At 47.6% G+C, this 22,118-nt stretch carries 17 protein-coding genes and 1 tRNA gene; 14 read left to right on the top strand and 4 right to left on the bottom strand.

Annotation, left to right across the window (positions count from 1 at the left end; genetic code table 11):
• Positions 1 to 3: 3 nt before the first annotated feature.
• Positions 4 to 2,388 (bottom strand): ATP-binding protein, encoded by a 2,385-nt coding sequence (locus AC3CB2_RS12745; RefSeq protein WP_352933060.1) that lies wholly within the window; start codon positions 2,386 to 2,388, stop codon positions 4 to 6.
• A gap of 111 nt (positions 2,389 to 2,499) precedes the next feature.
• Positions 2,500 to 2,838, bottom strand: a complete 339-nt coding sequence (locus AC3CB2_RS12740; protein WP_008547559.1) for a hypothetical protein — start codon at positions 2,836 to 2,838, stop codon at positions 2,500 to 2,502.
• A 306-nt stretch (positions 2,839 to 3,144) separates the two neighbouring features.
• Between AC3CB2_RS12740 and AC3CB2_RS12735 the strand changes: the two genes are divergently transcribed.
• From AC3CB2_RS12735 to AC3CB2_RS12670, 14 genes are all read left to right on the top strand, one after another.
• Positions 3,145 to 3,792 (top strand): hypothetical protein, encoded by a 648-nt coding sequence (locus AC3CB2_RS12735; protein WP_352933058.1) that lies wholly within the window; start codon positions 3,145 to 3,147, stop codon positions 3,790 to 3,792.
• Between the two features lie 468 nt (positions 3,793 to 4,260).
• On the top strand, positions 4,261 to 5,511 hold the full coding sequence (locus AC3CB2_RS12730; protein ID WP_109316747.1) for a tyrosine-type recombinase/integrase: 1,251 nt from the start codon (positions 4,261 to 4,263) through the stop codon (positions 5,509 to 5,511).
• Between the two features lie 140 nt (positions 5,512 to 5,651).
• On the top strand, positions 5,652 to 9,131 hold the full coding sequence (locus tag AC3CB2_RS12725; RefSeq protein ID WP_352933056.1) for a DEAD/DEAH box helicase: 3,480 nt from the start codon (positions 5,652 to 5,654) through the stop codon (positions 9,129 to 9,131).
• A 221-nt stretch (positions 9,132 to 9,352) separates the two neighbouring features.
• Complete coding sequence (locus AC3CB2_RS12720; protein ID WP_352933054.1) at positions 9,353 to 10,285, top strand: BRCT domain-containing protein; 933 nt, start codon at positions 9,353 to 9,355, stop codon at positions 10,283 to 10,285.
• A 326-nt stretch (positions 10,286 to 10,611) separates the two neighbouring features.
• On the top strand, positions 10,612 to 11,676 hold the full coding sequence (locus tag AC3CB2_RS12715) for a DNA adenine methylase (protein ID WP_352933052.1): 1,065 nt from the start codon (positions 10,612 to 10,614) through the stop codon (positions 11,674 to 11,676).
• The gene (locus AC3CB2_RS12710; RefSeq protein ID WP_352933050.1) at positions 11,673 to 12,386 is read left to right on the top strand and encodes a hypothetical protein; all 714 of its coding nucleotides are present in this window, start codon (positions 11,673 to 11,675) and stop codon (positions 12,384 to 12,386) included. Before AC3CB2_RS12715 ends, AC3CB2_RS12710 begins: the two co-directional genes overlap by 4 nt.
• Positions 12,319 to 13,356, top strand: a complete 1,038-nt coding sequence (locus tag AC3CB2_RS12705) for a beta-ribofuranosylaminobenzene 5'-phosphate synthase family protein (RefSeq protein WP_352933047.1) — start codon at positions 12,319 to 12,321, stop codon at positions 13,354 to 13,356. Before AC3CB2_RS12710 ends, AC3CB2_RS12705 begins: the two co-directional genes overlap by 68 nt.
• Positions 13,353 to 14,966 (top strand): non-canonical purine NTP pyrophosphatase, encoded by a 1,614-nt coding sequence (locus tag AC3CB2_RS12700; RefSeq protein ID WP_352933045.1) that lies wholly within the window; start codon positions 13,353 to 13,355, stop codon positions 14,964 to 14,966. Before AC3CB2_RS12705 ends, AC3CB2_RS12700 begins: the two co-directional genes overlap by 4 nt.
• Positions 14,967 to 15,313: 347 nt before the next feature.
• The gene (locus AC3CB2_RS12695; RefSeq protein ID WP_352933043.1) at positions 15,314 to 16,081 is read left to right on the top strand and encodes a hypothetical protein; all 768 of its coding nucleotides are present in this window, start codon (positions 15,314 to 15,316) and stop codon (positions 16,079 to 16,081) included.
• Between the two features lie 94 nt (positions 16,082 to 16,175).
• The gene (locus AC3CB2_RS12690; RefSeq protein ID WP_014286313.1) at positions 16,176 to 16,400 is read left to right on the top strand and encodes a helix-turn-helix transcriptional regulator; all 225 of its coding nucleotides are present in this window, start codon (positions 16,176 to 16,178) and stop codon (positions 16,398 to 16,400) included.
• On the top strand, positions 16,397 to 16,720 hold the full coding sequence (locus AC3CB2_RS12685) for a hypothetical protein (RefSeq protein WP_352933041.1): 324 nt from the start codon (positions 16,397 to 16,399) through the stop codon (positions 16,718 to 16,720). The genes AC3CB2_RS12690 and AC3CB2_RS12685 overlap by 4 nt, the downstream gene beginning before the upstream one ends.
• Positions 16,713 to 18,845, top strand: coding sequence for a DUF6371 domain-containing protein (locus AC3CB2_RS12680; RefSeq protein WP_352933039.1), 2,133 nt, complete (start codon positions 16,713 to 16,715; stop codon positions 18,843 to 18,845). The genes AC3CB2_RS12685 and AC3CB2_RS12680 overlap by 8 nt, the downstream gene beginning before the upstream one ends.
• A gap of 84 nt (positions 18,846 to 18,929) precedes the next feature.
• Positions 18,930 to 19,337 (top strand): hypothetical protein, encoded by a 408-nt coding sequence (locus tag AC3CB2_RS12675; protein WP_352933038.1) that lies wholly within the window; start codon positions 18,930 to 18,932, stop codon positions 19,335 to 19,337.
• 534 nt (positions 19,338 to 19,871) lie between these two features.
• Positions 19,872 to 20,135: a hypothetical protein gene (locus tag AC3CB2_RS12670; protein WP_352933037.1), complete on the top strand. Its 264-nt coding sequence runs from the start codon at positions 19,872 to 19,874 to the stop codon at positions 20,133 to 20,135.
• An 85-nt stretch (positions 20,136 to 20,220) separates the two neighbouring features.
• On the opposite strand, the gene AC3CB2_RS12665 is transcribed toward AC3CB2_RS12670, so the two are convergent.
• Both AC3CB2_RS12665 and AC3CB2_RS12660 read right to left on the bottom strand, forming a co-directional pair.
• On the bottom strand, positions 20,221 to 20,688 hold the full coding sequence (locus AC3CB2_RS12665; protein ID WP_352933036.1) for a hypothetical protein: 468 nt from the start codon (positions 20,686 to 20,688) through the stop codon (positions 20,221 to 20,223).
• A gap of 420 nt (positions 20,689 to 21,108) precedes the next feature.
• Positions 21,109 to 21,184, bottom strand: a tRNA-Thr gene (locus AC3CB2_RS12660).
• Positions 21,185 to 22,118 lie beyond the last annotated feature (934 nt).

Here is a 22,118-nt window from a genome sequence, read left to right as displayed (position 1 = left end):
GAGCTAACCTGATGCCTCTGTGAGGCAGTTGAGCCAGGTTTCATTCAGCTTATGCTTTGAGGCCGTGTAGCTGACTTCCAGAGCGCTGAATATCTCCATGACTTTATGCTTTTCTTCCTTTTGAGCGGCCTGCTCCAGCTGCTCGGAGAGCTTCGCGACATGAGTGAGGCCTACATTGTAGGAGGCTCCCTTCATGCTATGGGCTTTGTCTCTGATCTTGGGCAGATTTTGTGTTGCGATGAGGTTGCGTAGTTCTGGGATGAAGTAGCGCGATGTTTGCATATATGCATCGACAATGCGTTTTGCGCGGTTTTCTCCCAACATGTCGAAATGACCACGTAACACTGTTGTATCAATGAGTTCTGTTGGTTGCTCCTGCAGGCTCTGTTGGGATTTGCGTGCGAACATGGCTCTGTCGGAAAGGCAGGAGGCAATGGCGTCTTCCAGATCTTCCTGGGAGTAGGGCTTGCCGAGGAAACCATCCGCACCAGCGGTGAAGCTCATTTCAATGTCTGCAAGGAAGATACCGGCGCTTTGAACGATGACAGGAATGCTGGAGATATGGTGGTAGTGGGATGCGCGAATGCGGGCGATGGTGTCTGTCCCACTTAAGCCAGGCATGCGGTTGTCCATCAGCACCAAATCAAAGCGATGTTCATGTAGTTGAGACAGAGCCTCTTCACCGCTCGCGACGGTGAAGCAGGTGTGGCCTGCCTTCTCTAAGAAACCTTCTGTGACAAGCTGATTGACCTTGTTGTCCTCCACCAGAAGGATCTTCAGCTTCTTGGGCTTCCAGGTATCCTGCTTATCTTCGATGATGCTAACGGTCTGATCTGCTTCGTAAAATGGTACTGTAAAGTGAAAGATTGCACCTTGCGTCTGGTTTGCTTTGCAGCCAATCTCACCACCCATAGCATTCACGAGGCGCTTTGAGATGGCGAGACCGAGGCCTGTTCCGCCATAAAGCCGGTTGGTGGCCGCGTTTTGTTGCACAAACGGTTCAAACAGGTAGCTGTGATCACCTGCTGGCAGCCCCACGCCTGTGTCTTTCACCATGATCTGCAAACAACGAGCACGCCTGATCTGGCTTATGGGGATATGCACGCTGATGGTGATGGAGCCTTCATTGGTGAACTTGATGGCGTTGCTGACGAAGTTCAGCAGGACTTGCCGGATTTTAGTCGGGTCGGCGCGCAGGATTTCTGGCACGTGTGAGTGAACGTCGATCAGCAGTTCAAGGCCTTTGTCTTCGGCCTGCTGTCTTGTCAGATCTACCACTTGTTTGATGACTTGCCGGATTTTGAAATCGACCGTCTCTAACTCCAGTGAGCCTGCTTCCACCTTGGAGTAGTCCAGCACATCGTTGAGAATGGAACGCAGCATCTCACTTGAGGATATGATGCCGTCGAGGTAGCGATGCTGCTCGGGCTTAAGGCCTGTATCCTTCAGGAGATCTGCCAGTCCAAGAACCCCATTCAATGGTGTTCTGATTTCGTGACTCATTGATGCGAGGAAGGTAGATTTGGCACTGTTGGCCGCTTCTGCTTCTTCCTTTGCCTTTTTATGATCGGTGACATCGTTGAGAATGAGGATCATGCCGGGAAACTTGCGGCTGAAATCTACGATGTGCTGGGCACGAATATCGAAAACGCGCGGACCAACAGCAGTGTCCAGCGTGACATCTGTAAAACAGCTCTCCAGTTCCTGAGGTAGGTAGGGCTGTAGCTGACTGGTCAGCACATCGCGCGTAGCTTCGTTGACGTACTTGATCTTGGTGTTCTGCAGGCCGCAAAAGACTGCCTGTGCCGCATAGTTGAGGTCGTTGACCTTGCCATTCTCATCCATCAACACGATAGGATCGCTCAGGCTCTCCAAAATGGTGAGATACTTGTTTTTCTCATTGGTGATGCGACGGTTTTCTTCGTAGGCTTCATGCAGCTTTCTCTCTTCTGCAACACCACTCCATTCTGTGGAAAATCCAAGCTCCATGAAATCGAAGTAGCGTAGCAGATAAGATCGGTACCGAGCTTTCTCAGTCTCTGAAAAACCTTGAGATTCAATGAGATCCATATAGGCGCTGCGGTAGTATTTTGTCAGGCCGAGGAAGTAACCCAATGTTACTCCTCTGGATCGGTGGCTTCTGGCTTGTTCTACGCCAAATGCAGCGAAGGGGTGGCAGGAGAAGTCTGAGCTGACATCTATTTCCGGAGGAGTATCGTAGGCTTCCATTGCTTTCACAATGGATCTAGAAAGGCCCTCAACAGATACGCGCCATGCTTCCCGAAGTGTTGCAGTGTACTGGGTGTAGCCCTGATTTTTGGCATAATAGAAGATGCGATCTATCAGGGTGTTTTCGTTTTCTAAGATCAAATCTCGCAGCACATGCATGGCGGCCTCCGCGTCCTGCTTTCAGGCATGATACGAAGGGCAGGGATGGTCAATCCAAAACCGCAGAGCTACGTGCTGGATCGTACGGGGCACTGCCTATGCTTTGTGTGCTTAATTGAGGTAACGGGAACCGAAGCGATTGAGAGCGTCTCTCAGGGTTTCCTGTTCATCCAAATGACGGTTGCTTTCCATCTCGTGATGGTCCAGCTGGGGGCTTTCCTCCGTCATGCGCAGATGATCGCCTGAGTTCTCCTGAAGCTCTTCCAGAATGTGTTCAAAGACTTGCAGCCGCTCTTTCAGTGAATGCTCGCCGCTGTGTTCTAAATAGTCTTTCAGCTTGGCTAGCTCAGCCTGCAAAATGGTGTTGTCTCTAATCTCTGACTGATAGGTGCTCATGATCCCTTCAAGAGCATTGACGTCTTCACCAGCATTGGGATTTTCTAAGCTCATTACAGGCCTCCTCATTTGGGGGAGTGTATGTTTGTGCCTCGGGCAATACTTGTAATTATTATCTAGCCAAAAAATACAGTTGTTGGCGTTGCCTCTTGAAGTTTGGGTAAGTCTGTACCTAAGCAGAACCTGAGAGTTCTCAGAGAGTTTTAGCGGTTTCCATTCCTATTACCGGCGTTCTCCTAGGGCTCTACTTTGAGTTCTTTAACCATGATCGGAGTCTTGTTGATACTTTGCCTCACGGAGCAGTCTGGCTCCCGTCTTTCCTCACATGATGTCTAATGCAGGTACTGCGAGGAACTTGATGTGAGAAAAACAATAGGAGCGCATGAACTGGATGCTGCCACTTTGGAGTTTGGGCTTCTTGTCGGTCTCTTGATCCCGGAGGGCAAAGACCCAAAAGAGTATAAGCTCAACAAAGACTGGCTAAAAGACCCCGTTGCGCAGCTTCGCAAGCAATTGAAAACAATCAATAAAGATCTCAACGCCTGTCTGAAGGACGCCTTGCACGTGCTGAGAACAGACGCTGATAAGGCCGTGGATGATCCGGCTGAGATTCTAAGTGAATGGAACCCGTTTCTCTTTCCTGCGATCGGCTTTGGTGGCCATGTAGGAGATCTGGGAGAGGTGCCCGCCATCGATTGGTTGTCTCTCATCACGAACGGCGGAGATGTGCCTGAAACGATTGCAGACTGGATGCAAAAAGTGGCTGGCAATCGCAAGACCCTCAAAGCCTGGGGTGCAGCTCTCGTTGGACTTTTCACCGGCAAAATTGATCACCCAACCGGGAAGGGAACTCCAGAGGATCCTTATCTTTTTGAGATCAGAGAAGTTGGTTCACTTGGCACTCTCTATCTCTCACTGGCTGGGAAGAAGGACGAAGATGGCAACCCAACACTGGTTCCCGGCCTCTCGTTCGATAGTGAGCCGATTGATTTAGATGATGAGAGGTAATGTGAGGGAAGCTGTTTGTCTTTGAGAAAGTGCTAGGCCAGAAAAGCAAAAAGCCTCCTGGAGGAGGCTTTGAAAATCAAAAGAGAAGGTGGTGCCGGCAACAGGTATCGAACCCGCGACCCCCTGATTACAAGTTGCAATTTGCAACTCACGTCTACTTACACTCTACTACGATTCAGTACTATGAATCAATGAGTTGTAGAAAATTATTTGCTCCTGCCTACCTTGCATTTCGCTGCGAAACTCGTACATTTGCTTACAATATGCTGACACAGAATGGTAGGCATTTGCTAGCCGACCTATGAGGGTCTGGATGCCTGTTTTGCACAGGCTCTGGAGAAAAGCCCAGAAGGTCGTCACAAGCTGTCAGGCCGTCAGAAACAGCAGCAAACGGGGAATACTTTCAACTGACATTTTTGCATGTGTGATGGTTCTTGTCATGGGCCGTCAGCGGGAGAGGTGTGCCTGATGCCCAACGTTACAAAGCGGACTGTGGATGCTGCTGAGCCCAAGGCGAAAAAGTACTTCGTGTGGGACGGCAAGCTTTCTGGGTTTGGCCTGCAGGTGATGCCAAGTGGGCACAAGTCGTTTGTTGTTCAGTATCGCACCTTGGAAGGCCGGTCGCGTCGAATGACGCTTGGCAAGTATGGTGGGCTCACTCCCGATGAGGCGAGGGGGCTTGCTATCGAAGTTCTTGCTAAAGTACGCAACGGGGAAGATCCAACGGTGCATCGCAAGGTGATCCGGCATGCTCCCACGGTGAATGATCTGCTCGACATGTATCTGAGTGAACATGTGGAGGTGCACAATAAGCCGAAGTCGCTCATTGAGATCCGGCGCATTTTGGATCGTTGTGTACGCAAGCCTCTGGGCAAGTCAAAGCTGGCTTCTGTAACTCGTCAGGACATTTCTAAGCTGCATCGTTCCATGAGGCGGACACCAAGGCAAGCCAATCATGTGCTGGCGATCATCTCGAAGGCTTTCAATCTTGCTGAGGTGTGGGGCTTGAGGCCTGAGCATAGCAATCCAGTGCGGCTTGTTAAGCGCTACAAAGAGAATGAGCGAGATCGTTTTCTTTCAGGTGATGAGTTACAGCGTTTGGGCAAGACGCTGAAGATTGCTGAGAAGGAGGGGCTGCCCTGGATCATTAAAGCCAAGCCTGAAAATCGGAAGCATCTGCGCCACGACATTGAGAAGCGTCGGACGCCTGTGAACCCCATGGCGCTCTATTGCCTGAAGTTGCTGCTTTACACTGGAGCACGGCTCATGGAGATCGCATCGCTTGAATGGGATCACGTGGACTTTGACCAAGGCACTATTGCTCTGCCATCCAAGAAAGGAGATGGGCGCAAGCCACACCCGGTGAGTGAGAATGTTCTCGATATCCTTGCTGACATTCCTCATCTTGAGGATTCACCCTATGTGTTGGCCCGGATCAATGATCCAACACGGCATATCACCAAGGAGCTGGTGGAGAATGCATGGCAGCGCGTACGTTACCATGCAGGCATCCCTGATGTACGCATTCACGACCTGCGCCACACGGTTGGCACCTTCGCAGCTCAAGCAGGTAGCAACGCCTTCCTCATCAGCCACCTTCTGCGCCATCGCAACGTGACCATCACCAACCGCTATGTGAACCATGATGCGCATCCAATCCGGGTGTTGTCAGAGACGGTTGGGGAGCGGATAGAGGCGGGGTTAGAGGGAGGGGAGTAATCGCAACGATTGCCAACCCGTTAAAAGCAATGCCATCCTGAAATAGCTCAATAAGTTAAATCCATTGGTTGTGAACGTATGCAGATTGAAACTATAAGGAGATATTGAATAAAATAGTGATGATGCGTGGATCTTAAAGCATGTCTATAAGGCCTTTTTTCAATAAATCAATTTCTGATCTGGAAGACACGTTTGCAAACAATCGTGGGGATGCAGATATCCTTAATCTGCTGTTAGATGAGTTAGAACATCGTAAAACTGGTCGTGCGTTGAGTCTGAAAGAAAATGTGCTTCAGGCGCAGGATGGCGCAGCTGCTCTGCAGCAAAGCGACAGCCTCACTGAAACTCCAGCTATCAATAACTACTCCAACCAAGCTTGGGATGTTGCAGACGTCGTAGAACAAGCGAACCAGGGAAAAAGCTTTGCTGCAAGCAAGCAATCTCCGAGCAAGTCTAAAGTCGCTGACGATCCTCAGAATATTCTCAGTGCATGGACAGCGTTAGAAGTTCTCTCCCCTCAAGGCTTTCGACGGGAAGAAGAGCTCGTTGGGGGAGATAAGAGCCGCATCGCCCGATTTGAGAACCGAGAGTTACCTTGGGTTGTCGGAGAAAAATCAAGACGAAACAAAAAGCTCTATTACGAGCTTTTTTTAGGAACAGTTGAGTTGGCTCCTGCTGTGGAAGCGCTCCTTAAATGTTATGCAGATAAACGCCCAGACAAGCCGAGTATGCGTGGGCAAAATGCAGTTGCTACCGTCCTTCTAGACAAAGATGGACGACCGGTTGACGAGGAAAACTCAATTGGTGTTTCGAGTTTTGCTTGGGGTATGCCAATTGCTCTTAATGGTGATCTGGAAAAGCTGGCAGCTTGGCCCGTAGCAGAGAAGCAGATTATAGCTTTCTTGCGGAAGCGATTGTTTCAGCGAGACGATGAGGGCGAGCTAGTTCCTCTCAGTAAACAGTCCATCAGCGATGTTTTTGGCGAGTTAACAAGTCGCTTAGGCTTGGTGGGTCATAAGATCAAAGAGCCGTCTTTTGCCATAAGGGTTTATGAATTTTATGGTAGCAAAACACCACCAGAAAGCACGCTGCTTAATTCTTTCTTTCTTGGAGATCTCGCTAAAGCGCGAAACTTAGCTTCCGCTGGTCAATTACCTCACGCCCTAAAACATTATTTGAAAGCTGAATATGTAGACGGTCGAAAGGACCTGTTAGAAGACACAGATGCACTTCAAGAGCTTTTGCAACCGGCACTGACCCCAACTGGTCGATGGGCAAGCAGAGGGCGCTTTCCCCTGGCTCTGCTTCAACAAGCTGCGGTCAATGCTTCGAGCAAGCAACAACTCACTACTGGCATTTTGGGAGTAAATGGGCCTCCAGGGACTGGAAAAACAACACTTCTCAGAGATGTTGTCGCTGCGCGCATTATTGAGCGGGCTGAGGTCATGTGTAGTTTTTCTATTCCTGAAAGTGCATTCAAGCCGACAAATGTTAAGTTGCAAAGAAACAAGGCAAAGGTAACGCTTCATGAATTAGATGCGCGCCTTAAAGGGTTTGAGATGGTTGTTGCCTCATCAAACAATAAGGCCGTGGAGAATGTAAGTGCCGAGTTGCCCTCGCTGAATGCGATAGCGGAGGACGCTCCCGAACTGAGGTACTTTAAAACGATCTCTGATAGCATCCTTGAAACGGAGACATGGGGCGTTATTTCAGCCGTTCTAGGGAATAAGTCCAACAGATACAACTTTTCGCAGAGATTTTGGCGTGACCCGGAAGTTGGGTTATCTACCTACCTTAATCATGCATCTGGCGTTCCTCAAATCATTGACGAAGAACAAGAGGATGGAAGTGTCCGAAGACGCAATCGAAAGATTATAGATTTAGAGCAAGCTCCCAATAATTCACGAGAAGCAAAAGCTCGATGGGGGAAGGCAAGGTCAAGGCTCAAAGAAGCGTTTGACACATTTAGGCAACTTCAAGACGAGCTCCAAAAAGTTCATGTGCAGCTTAGCCAATTGGAAAAAGCGAACAGATGGCTTGAGGAGAATTCCCCTAAGATTTCAAAGATAAAGTCTGACTTTGAAGAGCTAGGGAAGCGTTACGCTGAGATTGATACGCGGCGAGAGACAGCTCGAGAGCTAGTTACGGCTTCTAACGAAGAAAAGCAGGATCTTTATGAGCGGCGACCTGGCTTTTTTGCCAGACTTTTTCGAACGCAATCTTTTCGCGACTGGTCACCTCATTTTGACGAGGCTTGCTCCAGGTTAAAGGATTGTGATCGTGAGCTGGCGGTAATTCAAAAGGAGGCAGCACGCTATTTTGACGTCCTGACAGAAAAGAAGCTGCGTCTTGAAGAAGCCGAGAAAAAGCTTGAAGAGGTACGGGCTGTTGAAGTGAGATTGAAGCAAACCGTAAAGGCTGCGCGAGAACGTTGTGCTGCTATTGTTCCTGATGAGCAGCTTTTCTCAATGCCTCATGAGCAACTCCAGATGTCGAGCGTTTGGTTCGATAAACTTGGAAGCCGCATGCGTGATGAGATCTTCGAGGCGGCTGTATCGGTTCACCGGGCATTTATTGATTGTTGCGCTGATCGGCTCAAACAGAATCTAACGATCTTTATACAAAACTTTGGCACCCGCAGCTTAGGCTCACCTGCGAAGGATGCACTGCTTCCAGATCTCTGGGCATCGTTCTTTCTTGTTGTTCCAGTGGTATCGACAACATTTGCTTCTATTGACCGTATGTTTACGCGTCTAGGTACCGAGAGTTTAGGTTGGCTGCTCATTGATGAAGCAGGACAGGCTGTGCCGCAAGCTGCAGTTGGTGCGCTTATGAGGTCACGGCAGGCAGTGGTAGTAGGAGATCCACTTCAAATCGAACCAGTAGTAACACTCCCAAATAGTCTGACTGAAGAGATTTGTGCTTACTTTGCTATCGATCCATTGAAATTCAATGCGCCAGAGGCTTCCGTACAAACCCTTGCTGACACCGCAAGTGTCTATGGTGCTCGCTTTCCATCAGGAAGTGGCTATCGTGATGTAGGTGCCCCGTTGTTGGTGCACCGCAGATGCAGTAGCCCGATGTTCGAAATTTCAAATGAAATCGCTTATTCGAACTTGATGGTCCAAGCGAAGGCAGGCAAGCCATCTGAGACAGTTTTGGGTCGTTCTTCATGGATAGATGTCAAAGGTACGGCAACTCAAGATAAATGGTGTGTTCAAGAGGCCAAAGTGCTGATTGAGATGCTCTCTAAGCTACGAGCATCAGGAAAATCCGCAGATATCTATGTCGTAACACCATTCGTAATCGTACAAGACAACCTTCGCAGAGAAATTCTGAATAGTGGTGTTTTGCAAGATTGGGTGGAGAAGCCAAAATCATGGGTCTGTGAGCACGTAGGCACTGTCCACACTGTACAAGGTCGTGAAGCCGAGATTGTCTTCTTTGTGCTGGGAGCACAAGCACAATCGCAAAACGGAGCTCGAGCATGGGCAGGCGGCAAACCCAATCTCGTCAATGTCGCTGTAACAAGAGCTAAAGGCTTTCTATACGTGATCGGAAATAGAAGCCTTTGGAAGAATGCAGGGGTGTTCTCTACCTTGGATAGGCATTTGCCTTAGTGTTTCTTGCTTCGTTATTAAACATTGGCATGTTTTCTCACGGACCAATAGATAGTGTAACGGAAGTACCTTCTGTGGGACGTTAGTCAAGTGTTGTTAAACTTGTTTGTGTCGTTGATTTTGCATTGATTGCTCACAAAGCAAACAATGCGACTTCTCGTAGGTGTTTAACAGAACTCTTGATGACGTTTGCTCGTCACTGATGAAGAGCAGGTAATGCAATGAGAATATTCAAGAATTTATTGTCTCATCCCAAGTCAAGTTCATGCTCAGCAGTTGCTTCTTCTGCGCTAACAAAGATTGATTTTGACTTTATTACTTTCGACCTTGAAACAGCAAACGGATCTCGGAGCAGCGTTTGTCAGATTGGTATTGCCACAGTGAAAGACGGCATGGTGGTGAATGTTTTCTCAGAGCTGGTTAATCCTGAAGAGACATTTGATTGGGGCAACATCAGTATACACGGCATTGATGAAGACCTTGTAGAGGGAGCTATGCTGTTTCCTGATTTGGTTCGCAAGTATGGTCCGTTGTTTGAGAACAACATCGCGATTAGCCACAGCGCCTTTGATAGAAATGCGATGGTAGAAGCATCAACAAAATATGATGTAAAAAACCCGCTTTCTGAATGGATAGATAGTACAAGGGTCGTGCGACGAACTTGGCCAGATAGGTTTGGAAAACGAGGGTATGGGTTAAGCAACTTAGCAATGGAATTTGGTTTTTCCTTCAAGCATCACGACGCTGGAGAAGACGCGAAGTGTACAGCATGGGTCATGCTAAAAGCGCTTGAGAAAAGCGGGTTAAGTGTAGATGAATGGAAAGATGCATCTCGTCAAGTTAGGCGAAATCCTTCAAAGTCAATTCATGTTGAGCCCAATCCCGAAGGTTCGCATACCGACCATATAATTGTCTTTACAGGCAAACTTGAAATGAGCCGACGAGAAGCAGCTGGCATTGCCGCTAATGTGGGCATGACTGTCGATTCAGGAGTAACGAAAAGGACCACTCTTGTCGTTGTTGGTGAACAAGATCTTGCTCGGCTTGCTGATCATGAGAAGAGCAGTAAGCACCGAAAAGCAGAAGAATATATTGCTCGCGGTCAAAAACTTGAGATTATTGGCGAGAAAACCTTCCTCAATTTGGTTAGTTGAGTTAGCGCTTTTCTGTACGTAGCAGAGCCCTCTATTAGCCTCTAGTTCTTTCGCTTCGGCCCCGATTACAAGCATATTGTTGTGGTAGCTATTATTCTATCCGTTCTGCTTATAACAAGTTTAAGATCTATAAAAACGGGGGAACGAATGGAGCAAAGTGACAGATCGATATTTCCGTGGAGCCCGTAGGATACAAGTTTCGCATATGGCCCGATATAATTATACTTTAAATCCATCTCAGCTTCAGATTGCAAAGTTTAATCCCCTTGAGTCCATCGCACAAAGAAATTAGTCTACCAATACAGCGCGATAGCAAAAAATTGCATGTGTTGACACCAGTTGTAGATAGCATATCGAAGTCTCCAATCACGAGATATTATGGAAGCAAGAAAAAGTTATTACCCTGGCTTTATGAAAATCTTAGACCACTCAAATTTTCGACGGTTTTAGATGCTTTTGGAGGCACCGCATCAGTTTCATATCTACTTCGGTCAATGCGGAAGAAAGTTAGTTACAACGATGCGTTTTGTTTTAACTCAGATGTCGCAAGAGTTGTTCTTAGTGATGATTTGTCTTTGACACGTCAGCAAATCATAGATTTCGTTGAAAGCGTAAATCCATGTGAAGGAATGGTCAGTTCGCATTATAACGGCGTATTTTTCCTTCAAGAGGAAAATTGTTGGATCGACGGATGCATCAAGGATGTCATGAGGGGTGCCTTTTCAACTAAGCAACAGAGCCTAATTCGATATCTTTTATATCAATCTTGTTTGAAAAAACGCCCATTTAACTTATTTCATAGAGCCAATCTTAAATTAAGGACAAATAAAGGGATAACAAGATCTTTTGGCAATGCCGTAACTTGGGAACGTTCATTTAAATATCACATGGTTCGCAGTTTTGATGAGCTCTCAAAGCGAGAGCCTCTTACGGCACCTGCAGCAAGGATCTTACCTGCCACCAATGCTTCTGATCTGCCGACAGGGTTCGACTTAGTTTACCTCGATCCGCCTTATGTCAGCGAAGAAAAGAAATCCTTTCATGATAATTATTGGAGGAAGTATCATTTTCTTGAGGGGCTTGCCAGATATACGGAATGGCCTGACCTTATCGATCTGAGTTCACCAATAAAATTACCAAATGCGCCCAATGTATTTGGGACCTGGTCGAATCCTGATCAGTTCAAAGACAATCTGTTTTCTTTGGTGAAGAAGCATCAGAATTCGATAGTTTGCTTATCATATCTAAGAGGTACAGTTCCGTCGGAGGAGCAACTTAAGGACTTGTTTGAAAGTACTTTCCCCAAGGTTTCAATTCATTCGCTAGATCACACACACGCCTTAAGCAAAAAAGAAAAACGAGAGCTTTTGTTTGTAGGGATACCGCTATGAGCGATTTAACCAAGAATATTAAGATACCGAAATGGGTGCTTATTTTGGTTGGGCTTATCATGCTCACACTTTTATGCGCATACTTTTTTCTTACGATTGAAGACCCGAAATGGAATGCACTTTTTACCGGCTTGCTAAGTAGCTTCATAGTATCAATATTAATATTTTATTTCTCAATTCAACCCTTGCGGGAGCTTCAAAAATTTCACGACTCGGGTGTTGTTTCATTATTAAGTGGTAGGCATGACAAAGTTTACTACAGTCCGATAGTTAGTAAATCTAGGGGAAAAGTCTTTGTTATGGGGGCTTCGTGTTCTAGGTTTGTTGATGATTTCCTGGATGGAGACGCAGATGATCACATGTTACTGGATGCGATGAATAGACACTCGACACTTACAGTAAAACTTCTGGTCCCCAGCAAAAAACATATGGATGATGCTAGCGAGAAGAAGTTTAGCATAGCACAGCCCAAATTGAAGAAAGTGCGTGAGAAATTCCCTGAACAGTTTGAAGTAAAGAGTATGGATTCACCTGCATCGCACAGTTTTGTAATTACAGACAATGAGTTCATCGGAGGTCCAATTTTCGCTGACGATGAAAGCAAAAACTCTCCAGCTGTACATGTTAAGAGCTCGACACCTTATGCTCGAAAGCATCAAAACTTTTTTGAGCGAGAATGGAACAAAGGAACTGATGCCCTTGAAAGTTGAGATAAAGGCCTTTGGACGAATTCATCTTGGATTGATTTCTCTGCACCATTCAGGCTTTCGCCAAAATGGTGGCGTTGGTTTTATGGTTGAAGGACTTAATATCTCTGTTTCAGGAAGCAAAAGTCAAACTATCGACATTTTGGATAAAAGATCAAAACCGTTGGGTGCAGAAGAGTTATCTGACTTAAGAAAGACACTTCTTGATGTTCAACGATATCTGCGGATAGAGAGCGGCATATCGATTGAGATTGATGGAAATATCCTTACGCACGCTGGTGCAGGCTCAGGTACGGCTATCAGGCTCGCTTCGGTGGAAGCATACTTAATTCTTGCTCGTCGAGAATATGATAAGAGATTAGCGCAGCAGTTATCTAAAAGAGGTGGTACTTCCGGTGTCGGGATACATGGCTATTTTGAAGGGGGGTTTCTTTTAGATCTTGGCGTTCGTGCTCGAGGGCAGTCGTTTAAACCTTCTTCATCAAGTATTAGTCCTGAGCTTCCTTTGCTATGCAAAAACTCGGTTATGCCAAATTGGGAGTTTTTGGTTGCGCTTCCTCAGAATCTGTCTTGCCTTACAAGGGAACAGGAGCAGATTTTCTTTTCTGAGAACCTGCCCTTTGGTGAATCCGATACTCTCGAGACTGCTCACATCGCTCTTATGGGACTCCAAGCCGCTGTGATGGAAAAGGATTTCGAAATATTTTGCTCCGCTTTAGGTATGCTCCAAAAGTCACGCTGGAAGGCGACAGAAAGAGCAATTCATGGGACAGTCTTAGAAGAACTGGATCTGAGTTTGAGAAATCTTGGAGCCGATGCCGTCGCTATGAGTAGCCTAGGCCCACTTTTAGTAGTTTTTGGTCAAAGCAACGTTCTGAACGCAATAACTGAACAGGCAAAAAGTTTGAAGATAGGAGTAGTTCGAAGCCTGCCCCAAAATAGTGGCCGGATAGTGAGGATTTTAGAATCTTGATTGACCTAACATTTTTCACGACCAATACTACAAAGATAGCGCACGCTAGACATTTCCTAGGAAAATACGGTGCGCGAGTTCTCAGTTTTCGGGAGCGCACTTACCACGCTAGCTATGAAGAACCACGTTTGCTTGATAGATTTGAACTATTGAGAAGCAGCTACGAAAGCGCATTAGATAAAGCTAGAAGCGCAGGCACTTTGTCCTCCAAAGCATTTTTTTTTCTAGAGGATACGTCAGTAGAGATCGAAGCATTGAGCTCTGAAGGCAATGAGGTTCCGGGGCTTGATATCAAGTATTGGATGCGAGAAAACGATTTTCAGACTGTAGATCAATTACTAAAAGATGCTGGGAACAATCGGAGAGTAATAGTCCGGTCACATATAGTGCTACATATACCAGAGTTTTATAAGAAAAAATGGAATGTGCAGGAGCCATACCTCATTTTCAAAGGTGAACAAGAAGGGACAATAATAAGCAACGAAATCGAGATTAAATCTAATGTTGTTTATCCGTGGTTAGACAATTTGACTTTTAATAAGTGGTTCTGTCCTGGCAAGACTAAATCACCAATTAGCAAGATGGATATTGAACTTGCTGAGAAATATGACTTTAGAGGTAAGTCTCTGATAAATATGGCGGAGTTCTTACAGTCAAAGGGGGTGTTCTATAAAATACCTCAGCAGCTTAGCTTGAATTTTGACAATAGAAAGTGTCTTGTCATTTGCGGGTATACTTGCGCGGGGAAGACTACTGCGGGGCAATTTTTAGCAGAGAATTATGGTTACCTCCATGTTGAAGCAAGTGATTTTATACACCTAGCATACTATAAACGACACGGCTTCGAAAATGAGATACCTATATCTAGTTTTGCACTTGCTGCCTTGGCTGAAAAACCACAAATAGCTGCCGAAGAGATCTTAAAATATCTTCGACGTTCAGACGCGTCTGCATGGGTTTTAACAGGATTTCGCGCTCTTGAAGAGTTAACTTGGTTCAGGCGAGAAGCTGCGAGCCTCGGTATACAATTTACCACGTTGTTTATAGATGCAGACAATGAAATCCGCTTTAAACGGATGGGCCTTCGTGGTCGAAAAGGCGATGCGGAAACTAGAAGCAAATTCAAAGTTCGAGACAGTGAGCAAAGTGAAATGGGTCTCGATGCAATCAAAAATGCAACAGAAGTCCAACTGGTTACCAACGAGAGTAGTATCGAGGAGTTTCTAACTGTTGTGAGTTCATATACGCATTTACCAAATGAACACATGTCGACGTTGAGCTCCGAACTTCCTCGCCCAATCGTCATGCCCAATAGTGAAATATTGCTAGAAGACGCCATACTGATAACGTTGCTTGATTGCTGGGCAACTCCGGAAACCAGGAAGTACTTTACGACCACTGACATAGCACATCGCACAGGCGCTGTGTTTCCAAACGCTACACAGAAACAAAAAGACAATGTGAGTAGACATTTTAACCAAACATTCTCTCCCTATTACGAGATGATGACTGAAACAGAAAATGGGCCGAGAAAATACCGGCTTTCCAATACTGGATATGGGGAAGCGATTGCAAGGTATCGAAAAAATGCTGCGCTAAGCGGAAGGTAGCTCTTGTTTCAAGTGCTACCTCAAACCACTCTTCAGCATATGCTATAGGATCTATTTTCGGGTTGATTTTGCAACAATTGCAAGTGGTTACTTTTCGTCTAAGATGTGCTTTTTGTGCTATCTGCGAAAAAGATAATCATCTTCATATGTGAGTCGGATCGACTGCAATTGAAGTTGAAAGTAGGCTCTGTCTAAGGTTGTTCCTCAGGTTAATCCCGATTTCATAATGTGCGTAGCTCGACTTAATTCTTTTCAGCAGAATCTCTCCTAGGTTGCTCTAGTCTATAGTGATGTTCTTGGCCGGGAGGTGAGGAAATCTAATGGGGGAGTCTATAGGCAGTGACTCGATGCTTTTAGAAGGGCTTGGCTTCAACGATGCTTTCAGGAGATTGCTGTTTGGTCGAGGGGAAGTGAGTGAAGCAATCTATAATGCCAGCGTAATTGCATCTGTTTATGATTGGACATTCGAGGGTATCTGCTCTTACTTTTCTAACCTCTCGCCGAGCTGTTGGCCTGTTGTTGCCGACCTTCGATCTTTAACTCAATGTCACAAAAAATCAGTTCTTCTAGAATGGCTGGACGATCATGGGCTTATGGAGATTCTAAGCAGTGGTAAGGCCCCTAGAAAGGCCGAGGAAAAGCTAGCAACTCAACTGATCTTTGAAACCTATCTAGCTCTAATATCAGCTCTGCAAAACGGTGAACTCATAGCTAAGGGGCGCGAGAGCGCCTTGGCTGAAGCTGTTGAAGTGCCAGCCTCTCTTTGGTCTTCTGAGTTCTCGTATGTCTCATTACGAAAAAACGAACTTTTCCGTGTTGATGGTGAAGAGTGGCAGGTTTTGGCTGAAGACTTGACGCTCTTCGCGGCAACACACAGCAAGACAAAGCATAGACATAAATCTGAAAATGAAGGTCGCTTTGTGGAGGTCAATGTCATTCGCTTTCTGGAGGCGCTTGAGGGCCAGATACGGAAACCGAAGGCAGATATTAAGAAGGACGCCTTGCAACGGTTTCCGGGATTGAGTGGTCGCGAGTTTGATCGCTTATGGGCGAAGTATGCACCGAAGCAATTTACACAGCCAGGCCGCATTTCTTCAAAAGAAACAGAAGCATAAATTGAAACACCCACACTGATTAATCGTGTCGCCTATTTCTGTAGGTGGAATCCATCCAGCATTTCCTCGTCGCAATTGAGCGAAAGGGAACGCAATGAGGACGGAACTGAACAGCGCCGAGAACGCTTTGATTACGGAAGCGGCGGCAGCGGACTATCTGGGAATTTCTATTCGAACCATTCAGGCGTGGCGGGTGCGCGGTGGAGGGCCGAACTACGTTAAGCTTGGCAAGGCGGTGAGGTATCGGCCTTCCGATATTCAGGCCTGGATTGAAGCTCATTTGACCAGCTCCACGAGTGACGCGGAGGCACGGTTATGAGACGACGCTTTAAGCCAAAACCCCGGATTGCTTTTCAGCGTGTTGCCAGATCTGCTTTGCTGCATGGGGATACGATCTGTCGGCAGTGGTTGCCTGGAGGCAAGCTTTCAGGCTCTGAGTATTCAGTCAAAAACCCGCGCCGGATGGACCGGCGGGCGGGCTCCTTCAAGATCAACATCGATACAGGCTTGTGGTGTGACTTTGCCACCGGCGAGGGTGGGCGCGACTTTATCAGCCTTGGGGCTTATCTATTCTCGCTCTCACAAAAGCAAGCGGCCTGTAATCTGGCAGATATGATTGGAGTGGATGCATATGAGTGATCCTTTTGCTCCAATCAAAGCAGATCTAGCAACCAAATCCAAACGAACGCAACCTTGCAAGGTGGTTGTAAACCCGGTGCCAGATGAGGCACCGGAACCGCCTGTCTTTCATCCTAAGCTTGGAGTACCGTCATATCGATGGACTTACCGAGATGCGAGCGGTGCAGTGCTTGGCTATATCTGCCGGTTTGATATCGAAGGTGAGGGCAAAAGTTTTCGTCCTTTGTGTCTGTTTCGAGTTGAGAAGAAGCTTCGGTGGCGGTGGGAGACCTGGCCGCAGCCGAGGCCGCTTTATGGTTTGGATCTTCTGGCTAATGCTCCAGATGCATCTGTTGTCATCGTAGAAGGGGAGAAAGCTGCAGATGCTGCGCGGCAATTGCTACTGCAACATGTTTGTATCAGCTCATCTGGTGGTTCCAATGCAGCTAGGAAAGCGGATTGGTCAGCGCTTCATGGGCGAGACGTAATCATCTGGCCGGATGCGGATGAAGCAGGAGCAAAATTTGCAGGAGAGGTGAAGGTTTGTCTTGAAGAGGTGGGCGTTGCATCTGTTTTGGTGCTGGATGTGCCGGAGGGTGTTTCCAAAGGTTGGGATGCAGCTGATGCTTTGAGTGATGGTTGGACCTGTGAGCAAGCCGATGCCTTTGTTTGCTCCGTGAGTGGGGCTAAGCCTTCAAATGGTGAAGCTCAAGAGGAAGCTGAGTCAAAGCGGCCTGCATCTCGTTCAAGCTTGCTTGCTGTCGCAGATGGGATTGAGCTTTGGCATTCACCGCAGAAAGAGGCCTTTGCTACTTTAAACATCAACGACCACCAAGAGCATTGGGCTGTTGGCAGCACGCGCTTTAAGCATTGGCTTGTGGGGCGATACTATGAGGAAACAGGCGCTGCCGTTTCTTCTCAAGTGCTCAGCGATGCGCTGCGGGTGTTTGAAGTCCGCGCCATAGAGCAGGGGGCTTGTTATGAACCCTTCTTGCGAACCGGTTGGTCGCAAGATGTGAGCTGGCTGGACTTAGGCGACGAAAGTTGGCGGGCAGTTCGTATCACGCGAGATGGTTGGGAGGTGGTTGATAGTCCGCCGGTGAAGTTTGTTCGCAAACCAACCATGACTGCTCTGCCGGAGCCGTGCAAAGGGCAGATGATTGAGGAGATGCGGCATCTCATCAATGCAGAGGATGAGGATTACAAGCTTATCATTGCCTGGTTGATTGCCTCGCTATGGGGGCGGAGTAGCAGTTATCCGGTCCTGGCACTTGGGGGAGAGCAAGGCAGTGGTAAGAGCACTATGGCGCGGTTGCTGCGTTCTCTGAGTGATCCTTGTGCGGTGGCTGCATCGTCCTTGCCTAAGGATGAGCGGGACCTGATGGTGATGGCGCAGAACGGTCATGTGATCAACTTCGATAATGTCTCCAAAATGGAAAACTGGCTTTCTGATGCGATCTGCCGAATGGCGACAGGAAGCGGGTTTATCTCTCGCAAGCTGCACACGGATGGGGATGCTTACTGGTTTCATGGCTCACGGCCTGTTCTCTTGAATGGCATTCCCACGCTTACTGAGCGAGCTGACTTAGCTGAGCGCGCCCTTTCTGTTCGCCTCAAGCGGATTGATGAGGAGGGTCGTCAACCAGAGGACTTGTTCTGGCACGAGTGGGAGCGTCTCAAGCCGGGAATGCTGGGAGCTTTGCTGGATGGCTTGAGTGCTGCGATCCGCAACATCGATCAGGTGCATCTGGAGCGTCATCCACGCATGGCGGATTTCGCACGGCTCATGGTGGCTGCATCTTCCGGGCTTGGCTGGGAAGATATGGAGTTTCTGGAGGCCTATGAAAGCAACCGGCGCGGAACGATAGAAGCCGTGTTTGAAGGTGATCCTGTAGCCGTCGCGATCCACGAGTTTGTGATCGGGCAGCATGGTGGTGAAAACTGGATGGGGACAGCTACTGAGCTTTATGGTGAACTCATTAAGCTCGTGAGTGATCAAATCAGATCATCGCGCTTCTGGCCGCAAAAGGTGAATGCATTTGGCAATGCAGTGGATCGGGCTGCACCTTTACTGAGATCGAAACGGATACAGGTGACTAAGAAGGCGACTGGGTCAAAGCGGTTGATCTATCTGGATGTGATATGACGTTTTTTCGCGAGTGTTCCTCTGATCGAAGAGCTGAGATCCTATGTATTGTTACCGGCGAGGCTGCAATCGTATAATCGCGATATGATCAAAGACTTTTTCGGAAAGCTAGAAAGATCAAAGTGGCCGCGCAGGATCGGTCTATCGATATTTGGGACTTTTTTGGTATTCGGAATTCTCAAGGGGGAGATCAAAGGAATTTTAGGGTTGCTGGCTTTGCTTGGAAGTTTGTATGCGGGTCTTTCCGTTGGAGCTCATACGGGCGGTTTTCTGGCCGCTCGTGTTTTGCGATTGTCGCCATCGTATTCGGATCGGCTCAAAGCAGGTTGCGCTGCCTTTGGTTTCTTGTTCTTACCGCCACTCGTGTCTTCTTTTATGAATGAACACTTTGCTTTTGAGATTGAGATGAGATCTTTACCAACCCATTTTGTGGGAGCTTGTATAGGTGGGCTGATTTTCTTTTGTGTCTCACCTGATCGATCCAAGAAATAGGTTGAGCAAGTAAGTTATTGCATGAACGTGAAAATGCTTTAGCAACAGGCGCACATTTCTCCATTTACCGAGCTCATAGGTTATACGGGTCCTTCTCAGGCGTTTGCCTGCCTACGGGTAGTTCGAGACCACGGCGCAAGCGCCTACGTGGTTTTCGCGAGGGCTTGGTGTTTATGTTCGTGTTGTTGTTCTCCCTTTACATCGTCCAGTTTGGCCCAGTTAATCCCATGGGTTTGTGGAGGAATTCAGTTTCCCTGCATTGACACCTTGTCTCATACATCGCATGGTCATCTTGAGGCGTCAGAACCTCATGTACGAGCGGTCACCGCAACCGTTAATCCGCGGTTTTTTTGTGTCTGGAGTTAGGTCTCCATTCGCAAACTCTCGCTTATGGGCGGGAGGGCGGTGAATACAATACCCTTTGCGGGGGAATAAACCCGCCTGCCTCGTACAGGTTCTGAACCTCCCGCTCACCAGTGGGCCATCAGAAGCCTTCTGTTGAGTGGTGTTCTAACTACTTACGAGGGTTTTTAGATGACTGATACTGGTAAAGAGAAATGTGCCCATACGTCCCTTCGCAATGAAGTGGACCAGCTTAGCCTCTCAGCCAACCACCTCAAAAATCTAGTTTATTCTATGAGTGTGGTTCTGAGTGAACGCATGGAGCACACACAGGAATATGAAGCGTTGCTGACGCTGTTTGATACTGTGCGCAATCACATTGAAGATGTGCAGGGAAGTAGCGCGAAGATTGCTGAGCTGCTTGATCCTTGCGCGCTGGAAATCTCCAAAGACTAAAATACGGAATGAAGGGGGCTTTGCCTCTCGCGGAATATTCTGGCTTGGGAAGCGTGAAGCTTCTCAGGCCTTTTTTGATTGATGGTTAGTAAACAGGCTCTGACTGTATTGCCTTTGCTGCAGCGTGTTTGTGATCGATATCGTTTAGGAAGCGCTGCGCCCGTTCAATTGGATCACCCCAGTATTGGTCTGGTCCGAGATGTTTTCGACGATTTAGCTCGACTGTGTCTAAGAGTGAGAAATCGATGCTTTTGATATCGGCTTGCCATCCGGGATACTTTTTTGACCAACCAGATCGAAAGTGGCTGAGTAAGTTTTCTCTCAATGAGTAGCCATGAAAATCAAAAGCCAGATGGCCATCCGTGACATACATGTGGTGGCCGTTAAAGCCTTCATGAGGCACTATCCATTCTCCGTAGAAGCCCTCCAGAGGCTTTTCCTGCAGATAGACACCCGCCAATATGTGGCAAGCGCCAAACCCAAAGAAAATGCGATCAGGTTGGTTCCATCGCTTTTCAGGATCTTTTTTTATTCCGGGTTTTGGCCAGTACATGATGGATCCAATCAGGGGCTATTGGGTTTACTGTTGTCTGTATCGTATCGCGTCATCAAGCGGGATGGGTAAGATATTGCTTGGACTCTAGGCCCAAAACTGTCTGCAAAAAAAAATGACGAGTTTTAGCTCGCTTAAATGCGATTTAGTTGTGGCTGACAATTACTGACAACTAACTGTCAGTTCTCATTTCTCAAAACCTCACGGAATGCCTTGCTTCTGACGGCTAGTGACGGCATTCACAGCTTTTCCAGTATTAAGTTGAAAGTGTGCAGAGGGGTGTCTGTAAGGTGCAGATCCTGCTGAGGATTTCGCACATTTGCTTACATATTGCTTACACGGAGAGGGAAGGGGGCTAGAAAAGCAAAAAGCCTCCCGAAGGAGGCTTTGAAAAACTCTTGAAAATCAAGAGAGTAACGATGGTGCCGGCAGCAGGGATCGAACCCGCGACCCCCTGATTACAAGTCAGGTGCTCTACCATCTGAGCTATACCGGCGTCGCCTTCGTTGGAGGGGTATTTACGGGCGCTGGCGGGGTTTGTAAATCCCAAAAATGCAAAAATTTGGAAGAATTCACAGGGGAGGGAATTTTTCAGGGTAATTTGGGCTTGATCTGATGGATTTGAGGGTTCTTTTCCACATGTGGCGGGTGCAGCCTATTGATATTGATAGAAAAATTAGTGGGATGCGCATTTGCGTTGTTTTGTGCGTTTGTTTGCGTTGATTGCGATTTTTCTGCGTTCGTGTGTGTCTGGCTGAAGCTGAAGGGAGTGGTTTGCTTGAGGGGAGCTATGCACTTATCCCCCTGTGGTGCAAGTGGAGCGGTATCAGTGTTCGGTGCCGATTATTGCCCCTGAAGAGTAAGAGGCATGCATATGCGAAATCACACTGCCGGATATCGATTGAGTGAGATTGCCGCTTAGACGGGATTGCCGCTTTGCCGGGAACTGCGTTTGGATGAGGTCAACCGTTGGTAGGGAGTATCATTTGATTGGAGTCGGGGTGTTGCTGTGATGGTGGGCTCAAGTCTTTCGGATTTAAGTGTGGCGCTGTGGTGATTGGCGCGAGTCTTGGAGATGCGAGCGTATTGCAGTGGGGCAGCTCTAGTTCTGTTAGTGTGAGAGTGTGATGTTGCGGTGGTTGGTTGATGTGAGTGGCGCGGTCGCGGGGCTTTGGTGTGAGGCGGCATGGCAGTGGAGTTAGCGAAGCTAGGGTGTGGTGCGGCTTGCTTGGCTCGGCTGAAAAGGAATGCTGCTTTGTTGGCGGCGCAGCGAAATAGGTCTTGACGCAGCTGGTGGCCTGTTGGATTGCAAGCTCGATAGCTCGATAGCTCGATAGCTCGATAGCTCGATAGCTCGATAGCTCGATAGCTCGATAGCTCGATAGCTCGATAGCTCGATAGCTCGATAGCTCGATAGCTCGATAGCTCGA

The sequence above is a fragment of the Pseudovibrio sp. SCP20 genome (genome assembly GCF_057774105.1).
This window is presented reverse-complemented; position numbering and strand designations above follow the sequence as displayed.